Raw genomic sequence first — 23,409 nt, forward strand, 5'->3', positions numbered from 1 at the left:
CGCGGGCTCGTGCGTCAGGAGAGGTAGGATCGTGGTCATTCAGAAGAACTGGCAAGAGCTGATCAAGCCCAACAAGCTGCAGGTCTCGACCGGCGACGACCCGAAGCGGGTCGCCACCGTCGTCGCCGAGCCGTTGGAGCGCGGCTTCGGCACGACGCTCGGCAACTCCCTGCGCCGGGTGCTGCTGTCGTCCCTCCAGGGCGCGGCCGTGACCTCGGTCCAGATCGACGGCGTGCTGCACGAGTTCTCCTCGATCCCGGGCGTCCGCGAGGACGTCACGGATATCGTCCTGAACATCAAGACGATCGCCATCCGTTCGCAGACCGACGCCCCGAAGCGCATGACCCTGCGCAAGACCGGCCCCGGCCTCGTCACCGCCGGCGACATCGGCACGGTCGGCGACATCCAGATCCTGAACCCCGACCTCGTGATCTGCACGCTCGACGACGGCGCCGAGATCCGGATGGAGTTCACCGTCGCCACCGGGAAGGGCTACGTTCCGGCCGAGCAGAACCGCCCCGAAGACGCGCCGATCGGCCTGATCCCGGTGGACGCGCTGTTCTCGCCGGTGACCAAGGTCAGCTATCGCATCGAGACCACCCGCGAGGGCCAGGATCTCGACAAGGACAAGCTGACGATGACGGTCGAGACCAACGGCGCGGTGTCGCCGGAGGATGCGCTCGCCTACGCCGCGCGCATCATCCAGGACCAGCTCCAGGTGTTCGTGAACTTCGAGGATCCCCGCAAGGAGGAGGCCGCCCCGCTCGCGCCGCAGCTGCCCTTCAACCCGGCTTTGCTCAAGAAGGTCGACGAGCTGGAGCTCTCGGTCCGTTCGGCGAACTGCCTGAAGAACGACAACATCGTCTACATCGGCGACCTCATCCAGAAGTCGGAGGGCGAGATGCTGCGCACCCCGAACTTCGGCCGCAAGTCGCTCAACGAGATCAAGGAAGTGCTCGCCGGCATGGGCCTGCACCTCGGGATGGACATCCCCGGCTGGCCGCCGGAGAACATCGAGGATCTCGCCAAGCGCTTCGAAGAGCACTACTGAACCGAAGCCGGTTCGGTCCCAACCCGGCGGTGTGTCGCCGCCGGGTCAGGACCGTCGAAAAAAAGAATCCCGCCGCGGGGTCATGCGGACCAACGAAGACGCCCCGCTCACGGGGCATCCGGCCGTACCGTGGCACGGCGGCCGGAGACATAAAGAAGGGCCAAGCACATGCGTCACGGATTTCGCGGTCGTCGTTTCAACCGCACCACCGAGCACCGCAAGGCGATGTTCGCCAACATGTCCGCCGCGCTGATCAAGCACGAGCAGATCATCACCACGCTCCCGAAGGCCAAGGACCTGCGTCCGGTCATCGAGAAGCTGATCTCGCTCGGCCGCATCGACAGCGTCCACACCCGCCGTCTGGCGATGTCGCAGATCCGCGACCACGACATGGTGAAGAAGCTCTTCACGGTGCTGGGCCCGCGCTACACCGCCCGTCCAGGCGGCTACTGCCGCATCATGAAGGCTGGCTTCCGCAAGGGCGACAACGCCCCGCTCGCCGTGATCGAGTTCGTCGATCGCGACGTGACGGCCCGCGGCAAGGATTCCGGCCCTGTGCTGGGCGGCGAGAGCGAAGCGGCCTGATCGGCGGCATCCCAGTCAAGATCGATCGAAAGGCGGCCTTCAGGCCGCCTTTTTCGTTTCGGGTTTAGTGCTTCCCTCAGGCGCCGGGGCCGTCGCCGAGCAGGGACGAGACCCGGCGGGCGAGCTCGGCCGACTGGAACGGCTTCGTCAGCACCGGCAGGTCGTGCGGGATCTCGACCGCCTCGGCATGCCCGGTCACGATCAGCACCGGAACCTCTGACCAGCGGCTGCGGACTTCCGCGGCGAGCTCGACGCCGGTCATGCCGGGCATCGCCAGGTCTGCGACGACGAGGTCGAAGCGGCGCTGCTCCATCAACGCGAGCGCGGCCGCCCCGTCCGCGGCCTCGATCTCGTCGTAGCCGAAGCCGTTGAGGAACGATGCCGTGACGTGGCGGACCTCGGCGTCGTCGTCCACCACCAGGATCGCGGCCGCCCGCGCGGCGACCGGCGCACTCGCGGTGTCGGCTTCCTCGGCCGCCACGAAAGCCGAGGCCTCCGGCAGGGCGAGGTCGACGCGGGTCCCGTGCCCGACGCGGCTCTCGATCCGCAGGCGGCCGTGCGATTGCTGGGCGAGGCCGAACACCATCGCGAGGCCGAGGCCGGTGCCCTGGCCGACGGCCTTGGTGGTGAAGAACGGCTCGCAGACCCGCGCCAGGATCTCGGGCGGTATGCCCTCGCCGGAATCGCTCACGGACACGCCGACATACGCGCCCGGGCTCAGGTCAGGGTCGTCCTCGATCGTCAGGGCCTCGGTCTCGACGACGATGGTGCCGCCCTCGCGCATGGCGTCGCGGGCGTTGATGCAGAGGTTCAGGATCGCGAGCTCGAGCTGGTCCGGGTCGACCTGGGCGGGGCCAAGGTCGGCGCCGAGACGGGTCTCGACCGCGACGAGGCCGCCGAGGCTGCGAGAGAGCAGTGCCGACATGCCCTCGACCAGGGCGTTCACGTCGGTGGGCCGGGCGCGCAGGTCGTTGGCGCGGCTGAAGCTCAGCAGGCGCTTGGTCAGCGAGGCACCGCGCTCGGCCGCACCCCGGGCGTTCTCGATCAAGCGCAGCACGCGCGGCTGCTCCTGCACCTTGGGGGCGGCGAGTTCGAGGCTGCCGAGGATCGCGGTTAGCAGGTTGTTGAAGTCGTGCGCGATGCCGCCGGCCAGGGTCCCGAGCGCCTGCATCTTGTCCGACTGGCGCAGGCGCGCCTCGAACCCCTTCTGCTCGGTGATGTCCCGCTCGATGGTGGCAAGATGCGCGACCCCGCCGGCCGGCCCGCGGATCGGCACGCGGACCACGTGGCTCCAGCGTTCGGCGCCGAGCGGCCCTTCCGCCGACACCACGTCGCCGACCTCGCCCGAGCGGATCGCGGCGGCGTCGGCCTCGGCGCTCTCGTCGGCGCGGGCGACGGCCAGCTCGGCCTCGCTCCGGCCGAGGCAGGTCGCCACGTCGAGGCCGAGGAGCGCGGCCTTCCGCGCGTTGAGGCGCAGGAAGCGCCCCTCCGCGTCCTTGAACGAGATCGCGTCGTCGGAATGGTCGAGGAGGCCGCGCAGCAGGGCCCGCTCGGTGGCGAGCTCGCGCCCGAGGGCATGCCGCTCGAAGGCGTTGCGCACGGTGCCGCGCAGCAGGTCCGCGTCCCAGGGCTTGGCGACGTAGCCGCTGATGCCGCCCCGGTTCAGCGCGCCGATCACGGCGGAGATGTCGGCGTATCCCGTGAGTAGGATCGCCTGGGCCTCGTGGAAGCCGCGCATCTCGGAGAGCATCGCGTCGCCGGCCATGCCCGGCATGCGCTGGTCGGAGAGGACGACGGCGATGTCGGGGTCGTCGCGCAGGATGGCGAGGGCGTCCGCGGGCTTCGTCGTGGTGACGACGCGGTAGGTGTCCTCGAACAGGTCCTCGAGGGCGATCAGGATGTCCGGCTCGTCGTCGACGGCCAGGATCGTGCCTCTGGTCATACGGTCGCCGTCTGCCTCGGAATCCCGATCACGAAGCAGGCCCCGCCTCCGGGAGCCGTCTCCACCGTGAGCGAGCCGCTATGCGCCTGAACCACGCTGTAGGCAATCGCGAGGCCGAGGCCGGTGCCGGCTCCGACCGGCTTCGTCGTGAAGAACGGCTCGAAGATCTTTTCGCGCAGGTCCTCGGGTATCCCCGGGCCGGTATCGCTGATCCGGATCAGGTCGGTCTCTGGGGTCGTCTCCGTGACGACGTGGATCTGCCCGCCCTCGGGCATCGCGTCGGCGGCGTTGCCGAGGATGTTCATCACCACCTGGTTGAGCAGGGCAGGGGTGCAGTGGATCTCGGGCCGGCCCAAGAAGGTGCGTTCGACGGTGATGCGCCCGCCGAGCTTGTGCTGGATCAGCGCGAGCACGGTCTCGATCGCCTCGGGCACGTTGACCAGCGAGCGCTCGCCTTCGTCGAGCCGCGAGAACTTGCGCAGGTTCAGGACGAGATCCTGGATGCGGGTGAGGCCCATGCGCATCGCGCCGACGCGGTCGCGCGCCTTGGCGAGCCCCTTCTGCGCCGCGGGGTCGGTCTCGGGCATCGGCAACGCGGCGAGCACCCGCTCGACGGTGCCCTGATGCGCGAGGATGAAGGCCAGCGGATTGTTGATCTCGTGGGCGATGCCGGCGACGAGCTCGCCGAGCGAGGCCATCTTGGCGGCCTGGACGAGTTTGGCCTGGGCGTCGGTGAGCTTGCGGTTGGCGAGCGCAAGGTCGGCGTTGGCGCGCTCCAGCGCGTCGGCCAGCCGCGCGCGGGCCTCGGCTGCTTCGGCTTCCGCGCGCGCCCGCTCAACCGCCTGCTGCCTTGCGCCGAACTCGCCGGCGATGCGGCGGTCGTCCTCCTCCAGGAAGCGGCGGCGCACCAGCCCGCGCACCCGCAGCGCCAGGACCTCGGCGTCGGATTTCGAGACCACGTCGTCCGCGCCGGCCGCGTAGGCCTGGACGAGGAAGTCCTTGGGCGGGTTGCTGCCGGCGATCCCGACGAGATGGAAGCCGGCACCCGCGACCCGGGCGCCGCGACGCTGGTCGATCGTGCGGCACAGGGCGAGGCCGTCGAAGGTCGGCCCGAGCAGATCGACGGTGACGCAGTCGAAGGCCGTCGCCTCGCCCTCGGCGTCGAGGGCGGCGAGCGCCTCCTCCGCCCCCGCGCCGACGGTGACCGCGTGTCCGTCCTGGCTAAGCAGGCCGGCCAGGAAGGTGCGGTAGGTGGCGCTGCCGTCGATCACCAGCACGCGGCCGCGCCGGAAGGCCGCCGCCGACGGCGTCTCCCCGGCGCCGGGCGCCACGCTGCCGAGCCGCTCGCGCAACAGGGCACGGATGCGCAGGATCAGCAGGTCGCGGTCGCCGGATTTGGCGACGTAGGCGTCGGCGCCGCTCTCCAGGCCCTGCCGCTCGCCGTCGCGGGCGCCGGTGAGCATCAGCAGGGGGAGGGCGCGGGTGCGCAGCGACAGCCGGAGCTGGCGCGTCAGCTCGTCGCCGTTCATGCCGGGCAGGTGGTAGTCTGCCACGACGAGGTCGGGCAGGCCGTGGTTGAGGTGATCCAGTGCCGCCTCCGCGGTGGCACAGCGCTCGACCCGGAAGCCATGGCTCTCCAGCAGCAGGCGCAGCTCCAGCGCCTGCGTCTCCGAATCCTCCACCAGGAGGATGCGGGCGGGCTCCGTCGCGGTGGCGGCATCGGCGTTCATGCTGGCCGGTCCGGCCAGGCGCCGGGCGAGGTGGCGGGCATGGCAGGAGGCATGGCGAGCCGCAAGAGGTGGGCGGCGATGCGGTCGAGGGGCAGGACCGCGCGGGCGGCCTTGAGGCGCACGGCCGCCGCCGGCATGCCGTAGACCACGGCGGTGCTCTCGTGCTCGGCCACCGTCTGCGCGCCGGCGGCGTGCATGTCGAGGAGGCCGAGCGCCCCGTCCTCGCCCATGCCGGTGAGCAGCACGCCGAGCCCCGAGGCGCCGGCCTGACGCGCGACGGAGCGGAACAGCACGGTCGCCGCCGGACGCTGGCCCGAGACCGGCAGGCTGTCGAGAAGGCGCAAGGTCCGGCCGGGCCCGTATTCGAGGTGCCGGTCGCCCGGCGCGACGTAGACCCGGCCGGGCTCGGCCCGCTCGCCGTCGCGGGCGACCGAGACGGGCATCGGAACGACGCCGTCGAGCCAGCTCGCGAACCCGTCCATGAAGGCCGCACCCATATGCTGGACGACCAGCACCGGCAGCGGGAACGTCTCGGGCAGGGCGCCGATCACCCGGGCGAGGGCCGGCGGGCCGCCGGTCGAGGCGGCGATCGCCAGCACCGTCGGCGGCAGGGACGCCGCGGACGCGAGTATCGCCGTCGCCGGGCTGCGCCCGAGCCATACGGTGCCGATCGGGCGGCGGCGGATCACCGGGACCTGCGCCATGATGCGCAGTTGCGTGCAGATCTCGCCGGCCACCGCGTCATAGCCGGCATGGGTCGTCGCCACCGGCTTCTCGACCACCGAGAGCGCGCCGGCCCGCAGGGCGTTCATCGAGATGCGCAGCGAGGAATCCTCGACCGCGTCGGCGATCACCACGATCGGCGTCGGGTGCTCGGACATGATGCGACGGGTGGTCTCCAGCCCGTCGATGCCGGGCAGCCGGATGTCCATCGAGATCACGTCGGGCCGGACGCTGTCGATCGCGGACAGGGCCTCCTCCCCCGACGCGACGGCGGCGACGCAGGCCAGGCGCGGATCGCGCGAGAGGATGTGGCGCAGCAGCTCGCGCACCACCAAGCTGTCCTCGACGAGCATGACGCGGACCGGATCGCTCACAGCAGCTGCCCGATCGTGTCGAGGAGCTGGCGCTGGTCGAACTTCTGCTTGGTCAGGTAGGCGTCGGCGCCGAGATCGAGGCCGCGGGCGACGTCGGCCGCGTCGCCGCGCGAGGTCATCAGCACCACCGGCAGGCGTGCGAACCGGCTCTCGGCACGGATCGCGCCGAGCAGGCCGAAGCCGTCGAGCCGCGGCATCTCCACGTCGGCGAGCACGAGGTCGAAGACCTCGATGTCGGCGTGCAGGCGGTCGAGGGCGTCCTGCCCGTCGACGCACACGACCACGCGATAGCCGGCGGCTTCCAAGATGCCCTTCTCCAAGGTGCGGGTGGTGATCGAGTCATCGACGACGAGAATGGTCGCGCGGTGTTTCGAACGTGGCGCCTCCCCCAACGTTCCGCCGGGTCCTGCGGCGGAGTCGACCGGCGACGCCGCCGCGCCGACGAGGCCCGCCCGGGCGGCGAGCCCGTCGGGATCGAGCACCAGGGCCGGCACGTCGCCGGGCAGCACGACGGTGCCGGCGACGAGGCCGGAATCGCCGCCGACCGGCGGGGCCGGCAGCACGAGGAGCGTGCGCACGTCGCGGAGCGCGTCGACGGACAGCGCGAACCGGCGCCCGCCGGCCCGCACCAGGATCGCGGTGAGGTGCGGGCTCGCGGACGCGCCGCCGCCGAGGATCTCACCCAGCGCGACGATCGGGAAGGTCTCCTCGGTACCGGAGGGGTTCGGGACCCGCAGCACCGGGCGGCCCATCGCCCGGGGCAGGGTGGACTGGTGGAGTCGCAGCAGGCGCTCCACCGCGGCTCCGGGCAGCGCATAGGTCGCCCCGCCCGCCTCGACGAGGAGCATCGCGCGGCGTGCCGCCGAGAGCGGTGCGGCGATCGTGAGGACGCTGCCCCAGGGCTCGCGGGCTTCGAGCCGGACGACGCCCTGCAGCGCGCGGGCGGCGTCGGCGACCACCGAGAGGCCGAAGCCGCGACCGGACAGGGCGTCCACCGCTCCGGCGGTCGAGAAGCCCGGCTCGAACACCAGGGCCAGGAGCGTCTGCGCGTCGGCCGGGTCCTCGGGCCGGAGCAGGCCGCGGCGGCGCGCCGTCGCCTCGATCGCGGCGAGGTCGGGACCCGGCCCGTCGTCGGCCACAGACACGACGAGGCGGCCGCCGCGGATCGCGACCTCGAACAGGATCGCGGCCGCGTCGGGCTTGCCCGCCGCCCGCCGGACCGCGAGCGGTTCCGCGCCGTGGCTCAGGGCGTTGCGCAGGGCGTGCAGCACCGGATCCTTGAGGGCCTGCAGCATGCCGCGGTCGACGGGAAGGTCGAGGCCGCGGACAGTGAGGTCGATCTCGCGGCCCTGCTCGCGGGCGGTCTCGCGCAGCGAGCGCGGGAAGCTGCCGAACACCGTCTCGGCCGGCACCAGGGCGAGGCGCTCGGCCTGCAGCCCGACGCGGGCGGCCGCGCCCTCGACGGAGCCGGCGGCCGCCGCCTGCCGGCGCGACAGGTCGGCGGCGTCCCGCGCCAGCACGGCGAGGCTCGCCTCGACCGCGCGCATCTCGGTGCGGACGGCCTCCACCGCGAGGTCGACGGCGTCGTCGGCCCCGGTCTCCTGCCGCGCGAGGCGGACGAGCCCGGCCACGGCGCCGCGGGCGAACGACGCCTCGGCCTGCCGCCGCAGGTCCTCGGACAGGCGGGCGAGCCGCACGAGCCCGTCCGAGATCGCGGCGCCGGCACTAAGGGTGGTCGCGAGCTCGTGGTTCGCGCGGGTCAGCGCCTCGACCGCGTCGGCCGGAACGCGCAGCAGCGCCGACCCGGCTTCGGGCGACGGCTCGACGGCGGGCGGTGGGGAGACAGGGGGCGAGGCCGGAGCCACGGCCGGGGCAGGAGCCGCCTCGATCGTCGGCACCGGTGCGGGCTGATCCGGCGGTTCCGCCTCGGCCGTCGGGGTTTCGGCGTCGTTCGCCGGCCGGGCTCCCTCCAGGCAGCGGTCGAGGGCTGCGATGGCGTCGTCCGGCATCGCGAGATCCGGGTCGGCCTTCATCCCGGCGACGTAGGCTTCGATCCGGTCGAGCGCGAGGTGGGTCGCGTTGCGGGCCTCGCGATCGAGGGGGGCGCCGGCCGAGACCTGCTCGAACAGGCTTTCGAGCCGGTGCGCCACCGCCTCGACCGGCGGCAGGTCGACGGCCCGGGACGCCCCCTTGAGACTGTGCGCCCGGCGGAAGATGTCGTTCCAGTCGGGCGCACGGCCGGTGCCCTCGGCCCCCAAGGCCGCGCGGATCGCGTCGATGTGCTCGCGGTGCTCGACCTCGAAGGCCGCGAGCAGAAGCTGGCGGATGTCGGTCACGGCGCCCTGCGGCCGATCAATGCCGGTAGCGCTCGGCGAGCGCCATCAGCGCGCCGGCCAGTTCCGTGAGGTTGGCCGAGGCGGCCTCGACCTCGCGGGTGCCGGCGGCCGTCTGCTGGCTCGCCTGCCGGATGTTCTGGAGCGCGCCCATCACCTGCTCGATGCCGAGCTGCTGCTGGTTGGTGGAGGCCACGATCTGCTGGAAGGTCTGGACGTTCTCCTCGACGCGCGCCGTGATCTCCTCGATCGTCCGCTGTGTCGTGTCGGAGCGCGACTTGCCGGTGGCGGCGCGCTTCACCGCCTCCTCGGTCAGCATCACCGAGGTGTTGATGCCGCGCTGGATCTCCGAGAGGATGCCGCGCACCTGGGTGGTCGCCGCCTTGGCCTGGTCGGCCAGCAGCTTCATCTCCGAGGCCACCACCGCGAAGCTGCGCCCGCTCTCGCCGGCCGCCGCCGCCTCGATCGCGGCGTTGAGCGCCAGCAGGTGGGTGCGCTCCGAGATGTCGTTGACCGTCTCGATGATGTCGCCGATCGTCTGGGTCTTCTCCGACAGGGCTACGATGTTGCCGGCCACCGCCTCCGCCTGCTCGCGGATCGCGTCCATGGCCTTGGCGGTGTCGGCCACCGCCCGCAGGCCCTGGCGCGAGGTCTGGGCGGTGGCCTGTGCGGTGGCGATCACCTCGCCGGCCCGCTTCGTGATCTGGGCGCCCGAATGGGTGATCTCGTCCACCGTCGCCGCCGTCTCCTGCACCGCGGCGAACTGCTCCTCGACGGAGGCTGCCTGCTCCTGCGCCGAGGCGCGGATCTCGGCGGCGGCGGCGTTCAGGTCCGAGGTCGCGGCGCGGTTGGTGCGGGAGAGGTCGGCCAGGCCCGCCACCATGCCGTTCAGCGCACGGCCGAGGCGGCTGATCTCGTCGCCGCCGCGCACCGTCAGCGTCTGGGACAGGTCGCCGCCGCCGACCTTCTCGGCGAAGGCCATCACGCCTTCGAGCGGGCGCACCACCGCGCGGCTGATCAGGATGGTGACGAGGATGGCCAGCACGACGCTGGCGAGCAGCGTCAGCAGGATCGAGAGCCGCGAGCGCTCGTGGATGTCGCCGATCCCGCGCTGGCCGACGCTGATGCTGTCGTCGACGGCGACCCGGGTGCGCTCGACGGCGACAATGGTCGCCTCGTAGGCGCGGTTGATCTCGGCGTTGCGGCCCTCGACGCTGGCGACGTCGCCGGCGAGCGCCGCCACGAGCTGTGCCTCGCTGGCGTCCCGGTACGGGCGATAGATCTCGACGGCCTGGCGCAGGACGGCGTGGAGGCGGTCCCAGGCCGCCGTCCGGTCCACCGAGAGGGCGCGGTTGCGATAGGTGTCGGCCTCGCGGATCAGGTCGGCGAAGAGGCCTTCGGTCGAGGCGGCCGTGCGGCGCCAGGCGGCGAGGACGTCCTCCTCGCCCATGGGCCGACCCTGCGCCTTCATCAGCGTGGCGATCACCGCGTTGCGGCGCATCACGCCGAGGTCGCGCGTCTGGTTGCCGAGGATGTCGAGCTGGCGCAAAACCGCGAGGTCGCGGGCGACGATGGTGTCGGTGGCGTCGCGGACCGACCCGATCTGGCCGATGGCGTAGAGGCCGAGGGCGACCAGCACCACCGTGACGGCGGCGAAGCCGAGGAGGATCCGTTTTCCGATGGAGATCGACAAGGCGGCTGATGCTCCGGGTCAGGCGGCGGCGTCGTGGATCGCGCGCGTCTCGCGTCTCAAGGCAGGGTGCGCCGCAGCAGCTGCGGCAGGTCGATGACGACGAAGTCGCCGAGGCCGGACGGGCCGGGATCGGCCGGGGCATAGCGCGAAACCGCATCGCTGCCGAATCCGCCCTCCGCACCCTCGGCGTCGCCTGCGACCTCGGCGAGATGGGCGAGCCCGAGCACGCGGTCGACGGCGAGCGCGGTCGGCGTCCCGCCGGCGCGAAGGACGACGAGGTGGCCGCCGGCGGCAACCTCCGCTCCCGGCCGTCCGAGGGCGCGGGCGAGGCCGACGACGCTGACGATCCGGCCGGACAGGGCGACGAGGCCGAGGATCGCGGGGGCGGCGCCCGGCACCGGCGTGCACGGCCGCGCCGCGAGCACGCGCGCGACCCCGGAGAGTGGCAGGCCGAAACGCTCCGTCCCGCAGGCGCAGACGAGGTAGGCCGTGCTCGGGGCCGCCGCGCGCGCCGTCGCCCCGCGCCGCGCGAGGGCGGCCGTCCGTTCCGCGCGCAGCGCCGCCGTGCGGGACGGCCGGTCGGCTGGTTTCATCTGGCGATCCGCCGCGTTCACGCCGCCCCCGTTCCGATGCCGTCGCGGATCGCGGCGGCGCTGAGGGCGATCTCGCCGGCGCACGCCCCGTCGCCCTCGGGCAAGGGCGCATCCGGCGGCAGCGCTTGGCTCAAGGCGACCGCGTTGTCCAGCGCCCGGCGCGCGTCGGCGGTCCGCCCGAGGGACCCGAGCAGCAGGCCGAGATGGTAGTGGGCCATGACGTAGCCGCGGTCGAGGTAGAGCGCGCCGCGGAAGGCCCGCTCGGCCTCCGCCTCGCGGCCGAACCCGAGGGCGAGCAGCCCCTCGTAGAGCCGCAGGGCCGGGTCGGTGGGTCGCACGGCGAGCGCGTCGCGCAGCAGGCGCCACGCCGCGCCGGTGTCGCCGGCGTCCGCCAGCGCGCGGACGGCGAGCGCCACGTCCTCCGCCACCAGGTCGGGCGTCATGACCACCGCGGGCGCCGGATCGATCGGGGCCGCAGCCTTCGCGGACGGCGCCGGGCGGACGATCTCGGCGACGGCCGACGCGCCGGAGGCCTCGAGGAGCATGTCTGCCGCCGGACGGAATTCGAACGACGATGCTTCGACGAGGGGCGAGGACGGCGGCGGCTCCCCGCGAGTCTCGGGTTGCGATGCAGGAGCCGATTCGGGCGGCCGGCGATAGGCGACGGTGCCCGGCAGGTTCACCGCCTCGAGCCAGCCGGCGAAGGCCGGGTGGGGCTCGGCGTGGCCGATCAGCAGCCAGCCTCCGGGGCGCAGGCGCCGTCCCAGCGCCCGCACGATCCCGGCGACGGTCTCGGCGCTGAAATAGATCAGGACGTTGCGGCACAGGATGAGGTCGAACCCGTCGAAGCCCTCGGGCATGCTGCCGTCGAGGAGGCTCATCAGGTTCTGGCGCTCGAAGCGCACCATGCGCCGGAACTCCGGCCGCAGGGCGTAGCCGCCCTCGCGGGTCGCGCCGGGGCTCGCCGGGACGCGGTGGAAGTAGCGCACGCGCTCCTCCACCGGCAGCGTCCGCAGGGCCCAGCGGCCGAACTCGGCCGCCCGCGCGGTGGCGAGCGCGGCGATGCTGATGTCGGTGCCGACGACCGAGACCCGCCAGTCGGGAAGCGCCGGCCCGAGCAGCTGATGCAGCAGGATCGCCACCGAGTAGGGCTCGGCGCCTGTCGAGCAGCCGGCGCTCCAGACCCGGAGGGTGCGTTCGGTCCCGCGGGCCGCGACCAGGCCGGGCAGGATGGTCTCGCGCAACGCGGCGAACTGCTCGGCGTAGCGGAAGAAGAAGGTCTCGCCGATCGTGATCTCGGCCTCCAGCGCCGCCCACTCTCCGGCGCCGTCGTCCAGGCGCGCGTCGTAGGCGGCGGCGTCGGCCACGTTGCAGGCCTTGAACCGCCGCCGCAGGCGGTCGAACAGCAGGTCGTCCTTGTCGGCGTAGTAGTGGTGGCCGGTGCGCGCGATGATCCGCACCTTCAGGGCGGCGTAGCCCGGGTCGGCGTGAGGGCTCGGACCGGACGGCCGCCGCATCGGGTTTGCCGCCGTCCGCTCAGGCGGCCGGCAGCGCGGCGAGGCGCGCCTTCGCCGCCCGCGTCAGGGCGCCGACCCGGGCGCGCTCCTCGGCGCCGAGCAGGCGCTCCGGGTCGAGGGCGTGGATCAGCCGGTCGCCCTGGGCGATCTCGGCGGACACGCAGCCGTTCAGACTCGCCTGCGCCGCCACCGGCCGGATCGCCTCGGGCTCGATGGTCACGAGGTCGGTCACCCGGTCGACGAGCCAGGCCCCAGCGGCGTCCGGCGTCAGGATCAAGTGGGCGTAGGGACCGGGATCGTGCGCCCCCTCGCGCAGGCCGAGGAGGCGCGCGAGGTCGACGACCGGCACCGGATCGCCGCCGAGGTTGAGGAAGCCGGCGAGCCACCCGCCGGCGGCCGGCGGGCGAAACAGGTCCGGCAGCGGCAGCACCTCGCCGGCCGCAGAGCGCGGCAGGGCGCAGGGCGTGCCCGCGACGTCGAGGAGCAGGTAGCTGAGCGAGGCCGTCTCGGGCTGGGCCACCGGCGTTCCGTGCACTCGCGCTCGCTGGGCTGAGGATATGAGGATCGTTGATAGGCCCGGCGCCGAGCCGGGGCAATCGCGCGGCGCGCCCTGGGGCCGGCCTGCGGCAAATGCTTCGCGGAGGCCCGATCCCTGATGAAGACCTCGCGCCCCGCCCGAATGCCGTTGACCATCGCCGGAGCGTTCGTTAAGACACCCGTCACTTTTCACGCGGAGCGCCATGCGGGCGGCCTGCGTTGGGCGAAAGATCGATCGCGATGAAGACGATCCTTATCGTAGCGGAAGCGCCATCGACGGGGCGGCCCTGAACTCAGGGCCGCGATCCGGGCGGTGGCGCATGCAGGGTCCCTCGCGGGGCCCTTTTTTGTTGCCCGCGCCCGATCGACGACATCGAGACGACGAAGACCAGCAAGACGAGTAGGAGGAAGACGATGGGCGGCGAGGTCATGACCGGGGCCGAGATGGTCATCCGGGCGTTTAAGGATCAGGGTGTCGACACGTTGTTCGGGTATCCCGGCGGCGCGGTGCTGCCGATCTACGACGCGCTCTTTCACCAGGAGGCGGTCAAGCACGTGCTGGTCCGCCACGAGCAGGGCGCCGTGCACGCCGCCGAGGGCTATGCCCGCTCGTCCGGCAAGGTCGGCTGCGTGCTCGTCACCTCGGGCCCGGGCGCGACCAACATCGTCACCGGCCTGACCGACGCGCTGCTCGATTCGATCCCGCTCGTCTGCATCACCGGCCAGGTCCCGACGCACCTGATCGGCACCGACGCGTTCCAAGAGTGCGACACGGTCGGCATCACGCGCCACTGCACGAAGCACAACTACCTGGTCAAATCGATCGACGACCTGCCGCGCATCCTGCACGAGGCCTTCTACGTCGCCTCGCACGGCCGGCCCGGCCCCGTCGTCGTCGACCTGCCCAAGGACATCCAGTTCGCGAGCGGGCTCTACGAGCGTCCCTCGGTCGACGGCCACAAGACCTACAAGCCGGCGGTCAAGGGCGACGCGGACAAGATCCGTACGGCCGTCGAGCTGATGGCGGGCGCGCGCCGCCCGGTCTTCTACACCGGCGGCGGCGTGATCAATTCCGGCCCCGAGGCCTCGCGCCTGCTGCGCGAACTCGTCGCCGAGACGGGCTACCCGGTCACCTCGACCCTGATGGGGCTCGGCGCCTTCCCGGCCTCCGACGACAAGTTCCTTGGGATGCTCGGGATGCACGGCACCTACGAGGCCAACCTCGCGATGCACGAGTGCGACGTGATGATCTGCGTCGGCGCGCGGTTCGACGACCGCATCACCGGCCGCCTCGACGCGTTCTCGCCGTTCTCGAAGAAGATCCACATCGACGTCGACGCCTCCTCGATCAACAAGGTGGTCAAGGTCGACGTCGGCATCGTCGGCGACTGCGCGAGCGTGCTGTCCGACATGCTGGAGGCCTGGCACGCCCTGCCGGCGCGGCCCGAGAAGTCCAACCTCGACGGGTGGTTCGCCAAGATCCGCACCTGGCGGGCGCGCGAGTGCCTCGCCTACTGGCCCTCGGGCACGATCATCAAGCCGCAGCATGCGGTGCAGCGCCTCTACGAGGCGTGCAAGGACCGCGAGACCTACATCACGACGGAGGTCGGCCAGCACCAGATGTGGGCGGCGCAGTACTTCAAGTTCGAGGAGCCGAACCGCTGGATGACCTCCGGCGGCCTCGGCACCATGGGCTACGGCCTGCCGGCGGCCATCGGCACGCAGCTGGCCCATCCCAAGGGCCTGGTCATCGACATCGCGGGCGAAGCCTCGATCCTGATGAACATGCAGGAGCTCTCGACCGCGGTGCAGTACCGCCTGCCGGTCAAGATCTTCATCCTGAACAACGAGTACATGGGCATGGTGCGCCAGTGGCAGGAGCTGCTGCACGGCTCGCGCTACTCGCAGAGCTACTCGGAGAGCCTGCCGGACTTCGTCAAGCTGGCGGAGGCCTACGGCGCCAAGGGCATCCGCTGCGACAAGCCGGGCGACCTCGACGCGGCGATCGCCGAGATGCTCGACTACGACGGCCCGGTCGTCTTCGACTGCATCGTCGACAAGAAGGAAAACTGCTTCCCGATGATCCCGTCGGGCAAGGCGCACAACGAGATGCTGCTCTCCGACTACCTCGGCGAGACCGGAATGGAGATCGGCGACGTGATCTCCGAGGAAGGCAAGATGCTGGTGTAGGCTTCGGTGGCGGCCCGACCCTGCGGTCGGGCCGCGATCCGCCGCATCGGCGGCGACGCGCAGCCGCGCCCGCCTCGCCCCAGGGGTGCGAGGCCGCGGATTGGACGAACTGGACGACGAGGACGCGCCCCGCAATGAACGCCATGAACACCCACTATCCCGACGCCGGCAAGATCGAAGCCGTCAACCGGCACACCCTCGCCGTGATCGTCGACAACGAGCCGGGCGTGCTCGCGCGCATCTCCGGGATGTTCTCGGGGCGCGGCTACAACATCGAGAGCCTGACGGTGTCGGAGACGGAGGAGGCGCGCCACCTCTCGCGCATCACCATCGTCACCGCCGGCACCAACGCGGTGATCGACCAGATCAAGGCGCAGCTCGACCGCCTCGTGCCCGTGCACCGGGTCGTCGACCTGACCCTCCAGGGCAGCGCGCTCGAGCGCGAGTTGTGCCTCGTGAAGGTGGCGGGGCAGGGCGAGCATCGCGGCGAGGCGCTGCGGCTCGCCGCCGCCTTCGGCGCCAAGACGCTGGACGCGACGCTGACCTCCTTCGTGTTCGAGCTCACCGGCGCGACCGAGGAGATCGACCGCTTCATCCGCCTGATGACCGTGCTCGGCCTCGTCGAGATCTCCCGCACCGGCATCGCCGCCATGGGCCGGGGCGCCGACCCGATGTGATTTCGCGAGAGCCGGCGCTATGATGGTGCCGGCTCGCGAAAGGAGCGTCGGGATGGAAGGGAAACTGGAACGATCTGGTCAGGCGTTCGCCGTCCGGTTGTCTGCGGACGACGTCCGCTCGCATGGCCTCAGCGAGGGCCAGACCGTCGAGGTGACGGCGAAGGACCGTATCGTCACGACGACAGATGCCGGCCCTCACGTTCAGGGCCGCCGGCACGTGAACGGGATCCCGGTCTTCACGATGGCCGAGATGGTCGCGGAAGCGCGCCGCCTCGGACCCGCGTTCGAGCCTCCCACCGTCGATTGGGGACCGGATCGCGGATCCGAGATCATCGACGATGACGACCCCCGCTGAGCGGCGGGCGCGTCCCGGCGAATTGCTCCTCGTCGACCTGGAGCCCGTCCGCGGGACCGAGCAGAACTGCCGCCGTCCGGCCCTGGTGGTCTCGAACGACGAGATGCACCTGCTGGCTTGCCGCGTCATCGTCTGCCCGATCACCCGGAACCGCGATCCCTGGCCGACGAAGGTGATGTTGCCGGCTGGTCTCGCGGCTGAGGGCGCGGTGCTGGTCGATCAGGTCCGCTCGATCGATCGGGACGCACGCATTCTCAGATCACTCGGTTTCGTGCCGGACGTGGTCCTCGCCGAGGTCCGCGGCAGGCTCGCGACGCTTCTCAGCCTCCTCAGCGACGACGGTGCACGCCCATGACGACCCTCTACTACGCCCCCGGCGCCTGCTCGCTCGCCTCGCACATCGCCCTGGAGGAAGCAGGCGCGCCCTACGACACCGTGCGCCTCGACCTCGCCGCCGGCGACCAGCGGGCGCCGGAATACCTCGCGATCAACGAGCGCGGCCGGGTGCCGGCCCTGGTCGTGGGCGACTGGGTCCTCACCGAGAACAGCGCCATCCTGCGCCACGTCGCCCGCGCGCACCCGGAGGCGCGGCTCTGGCCCGAGGACCTGACGGCGCAGGCGGTGGCCGACGAGTGGTTGTGCTGGCTCGCGACCAACCACCACCCGGCCTACGCCCACATCCGGCGGGCGGAGCGCTACAGCGACGACGAGGCGGCGCTGCCCGGCATCCGCGCCAAGGCGGCCGACACCTTCGGCGACCTCTGCACGATGACCGAGGTCCGACTCTCGAACGGCGGCTGGGCGGTGGAGGACCGCTATGGCGTGGTCGACGCCTACCTGATGGTGTTCTGGGTCTGGGCCCGCGGGCCGACCCTGCGCTTCGACATGCCGGCCCGGTTCCCGGCCTGGACCGCCCACGCGTGCGCCATGGCCGAACGGCCGGCCGTGCAAGCCGTCTTCGCCCGCGAAGGCCTGCCGCTTCCGGCCTAAGGCATCCCCTGACCGTCGCCCTTGCGATCCAGAACGAATCGCCCTATCAGGCGAACCGTACGGTACGGTACGGTTTTAGCGCACGATGGCATCTGGCTCGGCGATCCACGACGCGACCCCTTCCGTCCGCCAGCAGGCCGTCCTGGACGCGGTGCTGGACCTGATGGTGGAGGAGGGCGACCAGCTCACGATGGATGCGGTCGCGCGCCGTGCGAGCTGCTCCAAGGAGACCCTGTACAAGTGGTTCCGCGACCGCGACGGCCTGCTCACCGCGACGGTGCGATGGCAGGCCTCCCGCGTGCGCACCGGCCAGTACGAGGCGCACGCCCTCGACGTCGCCGCCCTGAGCGAGAGCCTGCGCGATTTCGCGACGACCTGGCTCGGCGTGATCTCGAGCCGGGCTTCGATCGCCCTCAACCGCATCGCCATCGGCGACGCGGCGTCGCGCAAAAGCAACCTCGGCAGCATCGTCCTCGCCAACGGGCGCTTCGCGATCGGCGACCGGCTGAAACCGGTGCTGGAGGCGGGCCGCGCGGCGGGGCTGCTCGCCTTCGACGACACCGAGACCGCCTTCCGCACCTTCTTCGGCCTCGTCGGCCGCGACGTGCAGATCAGACTTCTGCTCGGCGATGCGATCACCTTCGACGCCGCCGAGATCAGACGCGACGCCGCCCGCGCGGTGGAGCAGTTCCTGGCCCTCTACGGCCAGCCCAAGCGCTAACCACACCCCTTCACCAGAGAGGACCAACACTATGAGGGTTTACTACGATCGCGACGCCGACCTGAACCTGATCAAGGGCAAGAAGGTCGTCATCGTCGGCTACGGCAGCCAGGGCCACGCCCACGCGCTCAACCTGCGCGATTCCGGCGTGAAGGACATCGCCATCGCCCTGCGCGCGGGCTCGGCCACCGCCAAGAAGGCCGAAGGCCAGGGCTTCAAGGTGATGTCGGTCGCCGACGCCGCCAAGTGGGCCGACGTGGTGATGATGCTCACCCCGGACGAGCTGCAGGGCGACATCTACAAGGAGTCGCTGGAGCCGAACATGAAGCAGGGCGCCGCCCTGCTGTTCGCCCACGGCCTCAACGTTCACTTCAACCTGATCGAGCCGCGGTTCGACCTCGACGTGCTGATGGTCGCCCCGAAGGGCCCGGGCCACACCGTGCGCTCCGAGTACCTGCGCGGCGGCGGCGTGCCGACGCTGATCGCGATCGCCCAGGACGCCTCCGGCAACGCCCACGACCTCGGCCTGTCCTACGCCTCCGCCAACGGCGGCGGCCGCGCGGGCATCATCGAGACTACGTTCAAGGAAGAGTGCGAGACCGACCTGTTCGGCGAGCAGGCCGTGCTCTGCGGCGGCGTCGTCGACCTGATCAAGGCCGGCTTCGAGACCCTGGTCGAGGCGGGCTACGCCCCCGAGATGGCCTATTTCGAGTGCCTGCACGAGGTGAAGCTCATCGTCGACCTCATCTACGAGGGCGGCATCGCCAACATGAACTACTCGATCTCGAACACCGCCGAGTACGGCGAGTACGTCACCGGCCCGCGCATCGTCACCGCCGAGACCAAGGCCGAGATGAAGCGCGTCCTCGACGACATCCAGTCGGGCAAGTTCACCCGCGACTGGATGCTGGAGAACAAGGTCGGCCAGACCTCGTTCAAGGCCACCCGCGCCAAGCTCGCCCGTCACCCGATCGAGGAGGTCGGCGCCAAGCTCCGCGGCATGATGCCGTGGATCTCCGAGAAGGCGCTGGTCGACAAGACCAAGAATTGATCCGTTCGGACGTTCGGTCGAGCCCTTCCAGGCGACCATGATCGATGAAGGCCGGCCCCGTGGAAGCGGGGCCGGCCTTTTTCATGCGGCGGGCAAACTCGGCAATTGCCCGCGCCGACGTTTGCGGGGACAGTGCCGCCGCGAAAGTCCGAGACAACTCCGCGACGCAAGGATCGCGGAGGCTCGGCCGGCTCGGGAGGAAACCATGGCCTCGCTCTATTCGGACGCGCACCGCGCGCTCCAGCAGGAGTTCAAGACCACCAAGCTCGCCGACCGCCTCGACACCCAGTGGGTGCACGAGACGATCCAGGACGACGAGGCGGCCTTCATCGGCTCGCGCGACATGTTCTTCCTGTCGACAGTCGATCCCGACGGCATGCCGACGGTGTCGTACAAGGGCGGCGGCCCCGGCTTCGTGAAGGTCGTGGACGACCACACGCTGGTGTTCCCGGGCTTCGACGGCAACGGCATGTTCTACTCGATGGGCAACATCGAGGGGCAGGCCAAGGTCGGGCTGCTGTTCATCGACTTCGAGACGCCGCACCGCGTCCGCGTGCAGGGCACCGCGACGCTGCTGCGCGACGATCCCCTGATGGCGCACTACACCGAGGCCAAGTACCTGGTACGCGTCGACGTGGTGAAGATCTGGGTCAACTGCCCGCGCTACATCCATAAGTACGAGAAGATCGCACAGAACAAGTACGTCCCGACGCCGGGCCGCGAGACGCCGCTGGCCGCGTGGAAGCGCTTGGACTTGGCCGGCGACGTGATCTCCGACGCGGACAAGGCCCGCGTCGCGAAGGAAGGCCGCCTGGAGGTGCCGGAATACGAGGCGCTGGTCGCCCGCGGCGAGGCGTAGGTCTCAAACGCCGAGCTGGCGCGCGAGGTCGGCGAGGTCGGCGGCCGCATAGGTCACCGGCACGCCGGGCGCGGTCTCGCCGCCGGCCGGCCCGTGCTCGCGCGGGCGGGCGATGTGGGCGGTCGCCAGCCCATGCTGCGCCGCCGCCGCGAGGTCGAGCGAATGCGCTGCGACCATCAAGGTCTCGGAGGCCGAGAAGCCCAAGGCCGCGACCGCGTCCCGGTAGAGCGCGGGCTTCGGCTTGTAGTCGCGGGAATAGCCCGCCCCGAGGATGGCATCGAACGTGAAGCCGTTGCGCCGGGCGAGGTCGACCATCAGCCGGACATGCCCGTTCGAGACGGGCGCGAGCAGGTGGGCCGCCCGCAGGCGCACGAGCGCATCCGGCACCTCCGGCCACGCATCGAGCCGGTGCCAGGCCAGGACAAGGTCGGCCAGGACCGCCTCGGGAACCCCGTCGATCCCGAAGGCAGCCAGCACCGCGGGCAGCGACTCCGCCTGGAGCGCGTCGAGGTCGACGTAGCCGCGGGCGCCGGAGCGCACCGTCTCCATCGACGGCCCGTAGCGCGCCCGCCACGCATCGGCGAAGGCACCGCCATCGAGCTGCGGGGCATAGGGCGCGAGCAGCTGCTCCGCCTCACGCGCCACGCCCGAGCGCCAATCCACCAGCGTCCCGAAGACGTCGAAGATCAGGGCCCGGACCGCCATCACACGCTGCGCAGGCGCGTGCGGCGGACGAAGCCGACGATGTCCTTGACCGCATCGAGCGTCGGCGCGGCGATGGCCTCGGCCCGCTCCGAACCGTCGGCCAGCACCGCGTCGATGTGGGCGGGATCGGCGGTGAGCCGCTTCATCTCGGCGGCGATCGGCGCCAGCGTCTCGACGGCGAGCTCGACGAGCGCGCCCTTGAAGGCCGAGAACTGCGCGCCGCCGTAATCGGCGAGCACCGCGTCGCGGGTGGTGCCCTTGAGCCCGGCGAAGATGCCGACGAGGTTGTCGGCCTCCGGTCGGCCGGCAAGGCCAGCGGCTTCCGAAGGGAGGGCGTCGGGATCGGTCTTGGCCCGGCGCACCTTGCTGGCGATCGCGTCGGAATCGTCGGTGAGGTTGATGCGCGAATTGTCCGAGGCGTCGGACTTCGACATCTTCTTGGTGCCGTCGCGCAGGCTCATCACCCGGGCGGCCGGCCCGCCGATCAGCGGCTCGGTGATCGGGAAGAAGCCGGCGCCCTCGTCGTGCCCGTGCGCTGCGATCGAGCCGGCGAAGTCGGTGTTGAACTTCTGAGCGATGTCGCGGGTCAGCTCGAGATGCTGCTTCTGGTCCTCGCCGACTGGCACGTGCGTCGCGCGGTAGGCGAGGATGTCGGCGGCCATCAGCACGGGATAGGCGTACAGGCCGATCGAGGCCGCCTCGCGGTCCTTGCCGGCCTTGTCCTTGAACTGGGTCATGCGGTTGAGCCAGCCGAGGCGCGCGACGCAGTTGAACACCCAGGCGAGCTCGGCGTGCTGCGGCACCTGGCTCTGGTTGAACACGATCGAGCGCTTCGGATCGATGCCGGCGGCCAGGAACGCGGCGGTGACCTCGCGGATCTGACCCTTCAGCGCCTCCGGGTCCTGCCACAAGGTGATCGCGTGCAGGTCGACGACGCAGTACAGGCACTGCGCCTCGCGCGCCTGCATCTCGACGAAGCGCTTGATCGCCCCGAGGTAGTTGCCGAGATGCAGGTTGCCCGTCGGCTGCACGCCCGAGAACACCAGTTCCTTGAACGCGGCCATCGGCGCGGTCCCTCGAATGCCGGGCCGAGGCGATCTCGCGTCCCTGGAAGGGCGGGTTTCTGGCACCCGGGGGACGAGCCGGTCAAGGCGAGGGGCGACTACGGCTCAGGGCAATCGCCTGAAAGCGCTGGCCCTGTCTTTCTGACGCCCTCAATCGCCGACGCCCGCCTCCACGAGCACAAACTTTCGCCCCGCTACGCTTTGCAGGACCGAAGTCCTGAAAGGCCCGGTCCTCCGCGAGCGCTCTTCGCGCCCTCAAGTTGCTGAACGCGGCTTCGACCGACCGCTATTGTCTATGGCTCGCGGTAGGCCACCTGCGCGCTCGGGCAGAGGTCGACGAGCACGCAGCGGCAGCAGGCGGGCTTGCGGTGGTGGCAGACCTGCTGGCCGTGCAGCATCAGGATCTCGTGGTTGTCGTAGAGGTCCTGGGCCGACCAGTCGGCGGGAAGCTGCGACCTCAAGATCGGGTGCGACGGGCCGACATCCATCTTCGGACCGATCAGCCCGAGGCGCTGGGCGACGCGGTGGTGGTGGCTGTCCACCGGCAGAGCCGCCATGCGCAGCACCGAGAACGACAGCACGGCTGCGCTGGTCTTGGGGCCGATTCCGGGGATCGCCTCGAGCCAGGCCCGCGCCGCGTCCACCGTCATCTCCCCCAGGAAGTCGAGCGACAGGCCGCCGTGGCGCGCCTCCACCGCCCGCAGAACGGCCTGGATGCGCGGCGCCTTCAGCTCCGGCCAGGTCACGCCGCGGATCGTCTCCTCGATCGCCTCCACCGGGGCGGCGAGCAGGTCCGCCCAGTCCGGAAAGCGCGCGCGCAACGCCTTGAACGCACGGCCCGAATCGGCGTTGCGGGTGCGGTGCGAGAGCAGCGACGAGACCAGCTCGGAGAGCGGATCGAGGCTGTGGAAGTACGGGATCGGGCAACCGTAGACCGGGCACAGCCGGCGGTGGATCTCCAGCGCCTTCGCCGTGAGGTCGGCGGGCGGCCCATCCGTCGCCGCGGCTGCGCGGAGAGGGCGGGCGGCGGCGAAGAGGTCGTGGCGGTTCGCGCTGGGCATGGGGGCGGAATCCGCGAGGATTCCCGCCGGTTCCCCAGCCCGATGCCGCAGGGTTAGAACATGTTCTTCACGCGAGCCGGCATCCACCTCGCTTGGAAATGCTCAACGGGTCAGCGCGTAGATGTTCACGTCGAGCTTGTCGTCGGCCTTGTCGGCGAGGTCGGTGACGTATTCCTCGATGAAACGGTCCTGGACGACGATGTCCTTGGCGTCGAGGTAGGTCGTCAGGGTCTCGTAGGTGCCGTCGATGTCGTCGTAGGAGCCCTTGTGCGGGAAGCGCAGGGCCTTGCCGGACGGGGTGGTGCCGAAGCGCAGGCCGTCGGCGGCGGTCGGCGCCGGGTCGGGCGCGGACGCCACTGGGATCATCGCCTCGTAGGCGAAGCCGTCGTCGTCGGTCCGGGTGAAGACCGCGAGCGGGCGACCGGTCGGCGCGATGCCGGCCTTGGCCAGGTCGGCCTCGATCCGGGCGAAGGCGTCCTTAAGGCTCGGCACCGCCTCGTCCCACTTCGTCTTGCCGGCCAGGATCGCGGCGGGCTTGGCCGGCAACGTCACCGCGTCCACGTCGTCGGCGTTGGCCGGCGCCTCCACCAGGGTTTTTCGCCCGGAGGTCTGGGGAGGGGACGAGGAAGGAGCCTGCGCTTGCGGCGGGGCAGGAGGC

At 71.3% G+C, this 23,409-nt stretch carries 22 protein-coding genes; 10 read left to right on the forward strand and 12 right to left on the reverse strand.

Going from position 1 to position 23,409, the window contains the following annotated elements:
• Positions 1-31: 31 nt before the first annotated feature.
• Together FV234_RS16955 and rplQ are read left to right on the forward strand one after the other, a co-directional pair.
• Positions 32-1,051 (forward strand): DNA-directed RNA polymerase subunit alpha, encoded by a 1,020-nt coding sequence (locus tag FV234_RS16955; RefSeq protein WP_147752891.1) that lies wholly within the window; start codon positions 32-34, stop codon positions 1,049-1,051.
• Between the two features lie 168 nt (positions 1,052-1,219).
• Positions 1,220-1,636: a 50S ribosomal protein L17 gene (rplQ, locus tag FV234_RS16960; protein ID WP_147752890.1), complete on the forward strand. Its 417-nt coding sequence runs from the start codon at positions 1,220-1,222 to the stop codon at positions 1,634-1,636.
• A gap of 76 nt (positions 1,637-1,712) precedes the next feature.
• Here rplQ and FV234_RS16965 read toward each other — a convergent pair whose 3' ends face one another.
• From FV234_RS16965 to FV234_RS17000, 8 genes are read right to left on the reverse strand one after another with little or no spacing between them, the layout of a single operon-like run.
• A complete protein-coding gene (locus tag FV234_RS16965) occupies positions 1,713-3,578 on the reverse strand; it encodes a response regulator (protein ID WP_147830486.1) in 1,866 nt (621 codons plus the stop codon).
• Positions 3,575-5,308, reverse strand: a complete 1,734-nt coding sequence (locus FV234_RS16970; protein ID WP_147830488.1) for a response regulator — start codon at positions 5,306-5,308, stop codon at positions 3,575-3,577. The genes FV234_RS16965 and FV234_RS16970 overlap by 4 nt, the downstream gene beginning before the upstream one ends.
• Positions 5,305-6,384 (reverse strand): chemotaxis-specific protein-glutamate methyltransferase CheB, encoded by a 1,080-nt coding sequence (gene cheB / locus FV234_RS16975; protein WP_147830516.1) that lies wholly within the window; start codon positions 6,382-6,384, stop codon positions 5,305-5,307. The genes FV234_RS16970 and cheB overlap by 4 nt, the downstream gene beginning before the upstream one ends.
• Positions 6,385-6,401: 17 nt before the next feature.
• Positions 6,402-8,741, reverse strand: a complete 2,340-nt coding sequence (locus tag FV234_RS16980) for a response regulator (protein WP_147830490.1) — start codon at positions 8,739-8,741, stop codon at positions 6,402-6,404.
• Positions 8,742-8,757: 16 nt separating this feature from the next.
• Entirely contained in the window at positions 8,758-10,431 is a 1,674-nt protein-coding gene (locus FV234_RS16985) for a methyl-accepting chemotaxis protein (RefSeq protein WP_147830492.1), read from the reverse strand.
• Positions 10,432-10,487: 56 nt separating this feature from the next.
• Complete coding sequence (locus FV234_RS16990; RefSeq protein WP_147830494.1) at positions 10,488-11,024, reverse strand: chemotaxis protein CheW; 537 nt, start codon at positions 11,022-11,024, stop codon at positions 10,488-10,490.
• Between the two features lie 17 nt (positions 11,025-11,041).
• Complete coding sequence (locus FV234_RS16995; protein ID WP_147830496.1) at positions 11,042-12,541, reverse strand: protein-glutamate O-methyltransferase CheR; 1,500 nt, start codon at positions 12,539-12,541, stop codon at positions 11,042-11,044.
• Between the two features lie 19 nt (positions 12,542-12,560).
• Complete coding sequence (locus tag FV234_RS17000) at positions 12,561-13,061, reverse strand: chemotaxis protein CheW (RefSeq protein ID WP_238272290.1); 501 nt, start codon at positions 13,059-13,061, stop codon at positions 12,561-12,563.
• A 431-nt stretch (positions 13,062-13,492) separates the two neighbouring features.
• Between FV234_RS17000 and FV234_RS17005 the strand changes: the two genes are divergently transcribed.
• The 8 genes from FV234_RS17005 to FV234_RS17040 all read left to right on the forward strand — a co-directional run bounded on the left by FV234_RS17005 (position 13,493) and on the right by FV234_RS17040 (position 19,921).
• A complete protein-coding gene (locus tag FV234_RS17005) occupies positions 13,493-15,268 on the forward strand; it encodes an acetolactate synthase 3 large subunit (RefSeq protein WP_147754013.1) in 1,776 nt (591 codons plus the stop codon).
• A 134-nt stretch (positions 15,269-15,402) separates the two neighbouring features.
• Positions 15,403-15,945 carry an acetolactate synthase small subunit gene (gene ilvN, locus FV234_RS17010; protein ID WP_147754014.1) on the forward strand — a complete coding sequence of 181 codons (543 nt, stop codon included), beginning with the start codon at positions 15,403-15,405 and terminating at the stop codon, positions 15,943-15,945.
• A 52-nt stretch (positions 15,946-15,997) separates the two neighbouring features.
• A complete protein-coding gene (locus FV234_RS17015) occupies positions 15,998-16,300 on the forward strand; it encodes a MazF family transcriptional regulator (RefSeq protein WP_147830500.1) in 303 nt (100 codons plus the stop codon).
• Entirely contained in the window at positions 16,284-16,655 is a 372-nt protein-coding gene (locus FV234_RS17020; protein WP_147830502.1) for a type II toxin-antitoxin system PemK/MazF family toxin, read from the forward strand. Before FV234_RS17015 ends, FV234_RS17020 begins: the two co-directional genes overlap by 17 nt.
• Positions 16,652-17,290 carry a glutathione S-transferase gene (locus tag FV234_RS17025; protein WP_147830504.1) on the forward strand — a complete coding sequence of 213 codons (639 nt, stop codon included), beginning with the start codon at positions 16,652-16,654 and terminating at the stop codon, positions 17,288-17,290. The genes FV234_RS17020 and FV234_RS17025 overlap by 4 nt, the downstream gene beginning before the upstream one ends.
• Positions 17,291-17,375: 85 nt before the next feature.
• Positions 17,376-18,011 (forward strand): TetR/AcrR family transcriptional regulator C-terminal domain-containing protein, encoded by a 636-nt coding sequence (locus FV234_RS17030; RefSeq protein WP_147763789.1) that lies wholly within the window; start codon positions 17,376-17,378, stop codon positions 18,009-18,011.
• Between the two features lie 31 nt (positions 18,012-18,042).
• Positions 18,043-19,062 carry a ketol-acid reductoisomerase gene (gene ilvC / locus FV234_RS17035; protein WP_147830506.1) on the forward strand — a complete coding sequence of 340 codons (1,020 nt, stop codon included), beginning with the start codon at positions 18,043-18,045 and terminating at the stop codon, positions 19,060-19,062.
• 205 nt (positions 19,063-19,267) lie between these two features.
• Entirely contained in the window at positions 19,268-19,921 is a 654-nt protein-coding gene (locus FV234_RS17040) for a pyridoxamine 5'-phosphate oxidase family protein (RefSeq protein ID WP_147830508.1), read from the forward strand.
• Positions 19,922-19,924: 3 nt separating this feature from the next.
• On the opposite strand, the gene FV234_RS17045 is transcribed toward FV234_RS17040, so the two are convergent.
• The 4 genes from FV234_RS17045 to FV234_RS17060 form a co-directional block, all read right to left on the reverse strand.
• Entirely contained in the window at positions 19,925-20,626 is a 702-nt protein-coding gene (locus FV234_RS17045) for a haloacid dehalogenase type II (RefSeq protein ID WP_147830510.1), read from the reverse strand.
• Positions 20,626-21,690: a tryptophan--tRNA ligase gene (trpS, locus tag FV234_RS17050; protein ID WP_147754022.1), complete on the reverse strand. Its 1,065-nt coding sequence runs from the start codon at positions 21,688-21,690 to the stop codon at positions 20,626-20,628. The genes FV234_RS17045 and trpS overlap by 1 nt, the downstream gene beginning before the upstream one ends.
• 293 nt (positions 21,691-21,983) lie before the next feature.
• Positions 21,984-22,751, reverse strand: a complete 768-nt coding sequence (locus tag FV234_RS17055; RefSeq protein WP_147830512.1) for a Fe-S cluster assembly protein HesB — start codon at positions 22,749-22,751, stop codon at positions 21,984-21,986.
• A gap of 102 nt (positions 22,752-22,853) precedes the next feature.
• A partial coding sequence (locus tag FV234_RS17060; RefSeq protein WP_147830514.1) for a GyrI-like domain-containing protein occupies positions 22,854-23,409 on the reverse strand: 556 nt, incomplete at its 5' end.

Source organism: Methylobacterium sp. WL8 (assembly GCF_008040045.1).
GTDB classification, from domain to species: domain Bacteria; phylum Pseudomonadota; class Alphaproteobacteria; order Rhizobiales; family Beijerinckiaceae; genus Methylobacterium; species Methylobacterium cerastii.

Bases quoted from the DNA above. Each gene is read 5' to 3' on its own strand.
- FV234_RS17005 (WP_147754013.1), top strand. From the start codon at position 13,493: ATGGGCGGCGAGGTCATGACCGGGGCCGAGATGGTCATCCGGGCGTTT.
- ilvN (WP_147754014.1), top strand. From the start codon at position 15,403: ATGAACGCCATGAACACCCACTATCCCGACGCCGGCAAGATCGAAGCC.
- cheB (WP_147830516.1), bottom strand. From the start codon at position 6,384: ATGCTCGTCGAGGACAGCTTGGTGGTGCGCGAGCTGCTGCGCCACATC.
- FV234_RS16970 (WP_147830488.1), bottom strand. From the start codon at position 5,308: ATGAACGCCGATGCCGCCACCGCGACGGAGCCCGCCCGCATCCTCCTG.
- FV234_RS17015 (WP_147830500.1), top strand. From the start codon at position 15,998: ATGGAAGGGAAACTGGAACGATCTGGTCAGGCGTTCGCCGTCCGGTTG.
- FV234_RS16990 (WP_147830494.1), bottom strand. From the start codon at position 11,024: ATGAAACCAGCCGACCGGCCGTCCCGCACGGCGGCGCTGCGCGCGGAA.
- FV234_RS17055 (WP_147830512.1), bottom strand. From the start codon at position 22,751: ATGCCCAGCGCGAACCGCCACGACCTCTTCGCCGCCGCCCGCCCTCTC.
- FV234_RS17030 (WP_147763789.1), top strand. From the start codon at position 17,376: ATGGCATCTGGCTCGGCGATCCACGACGCGACCCCTTCCGTCCGCCAG.
- FV234_RS17045 (WP_147830510.1), bottom strand. From the start codon at position 20,626: ATGGCGGTCCGGGCCCTGATCTTCGACGTCTTCGGGACGCTGGTGGAT.
- FV234_RS16995 (WP_147830496.1), bottom strand. From the start codon at position 12,541: ATGCGGCGGCCGTCCGGTCCGAGCCCTCACGCCGACCCGGGCTACGCC.
- FV234_RS17020 (WP_147830502.1), top strand. From the start codon at position 16,284: ATGACGACCCCCGCTGAGCGGCGGGCGCGTCCCGGCGAATTGCTCCTC.
- rplQ (WP_147752890.1), top strand. From the start codon at position 1,220: ATGCGTCACGGATTTCGCGGTCGTCGTTTCAACCGCACCACCGAGCAC.
- FV234_RS17025 (WP_147830504.1), top strand. From the start codon at position 16,652: ATGACGACCCTCTACTACGCCCCCGGCGCCTGCTCGCTCGCCTCGCAC.
- ilvC (WP_147830506.1), top strand. From the start codon at position 18,043: ATGAGGGTTTACTACGATCGCGACGCCGACCTGAACCTGATCAAGGGC.
- FV234_RS17040 (WP_147830508.1), top strand. From the start codon at position 19,268: ATGGCCTCGCTCTATTCGGACGCGCACCGCGCGCTCCAGCAGGAGTTC.
- trpS (WP_147754022.1), bottom strand. From the start codon at position 21,690: ATGGCCGCGTTCAAGGAACTGGTGTTCTCGGGCGTGCAGCCGACGGGC.
- FV234_RS16965 (WP_147830486.1), bottom strand. From the start codon at position 3,578: ATGACCAGAGGCACGATCCTGGCCGTCGACGACGAGCCGGACATCCTG.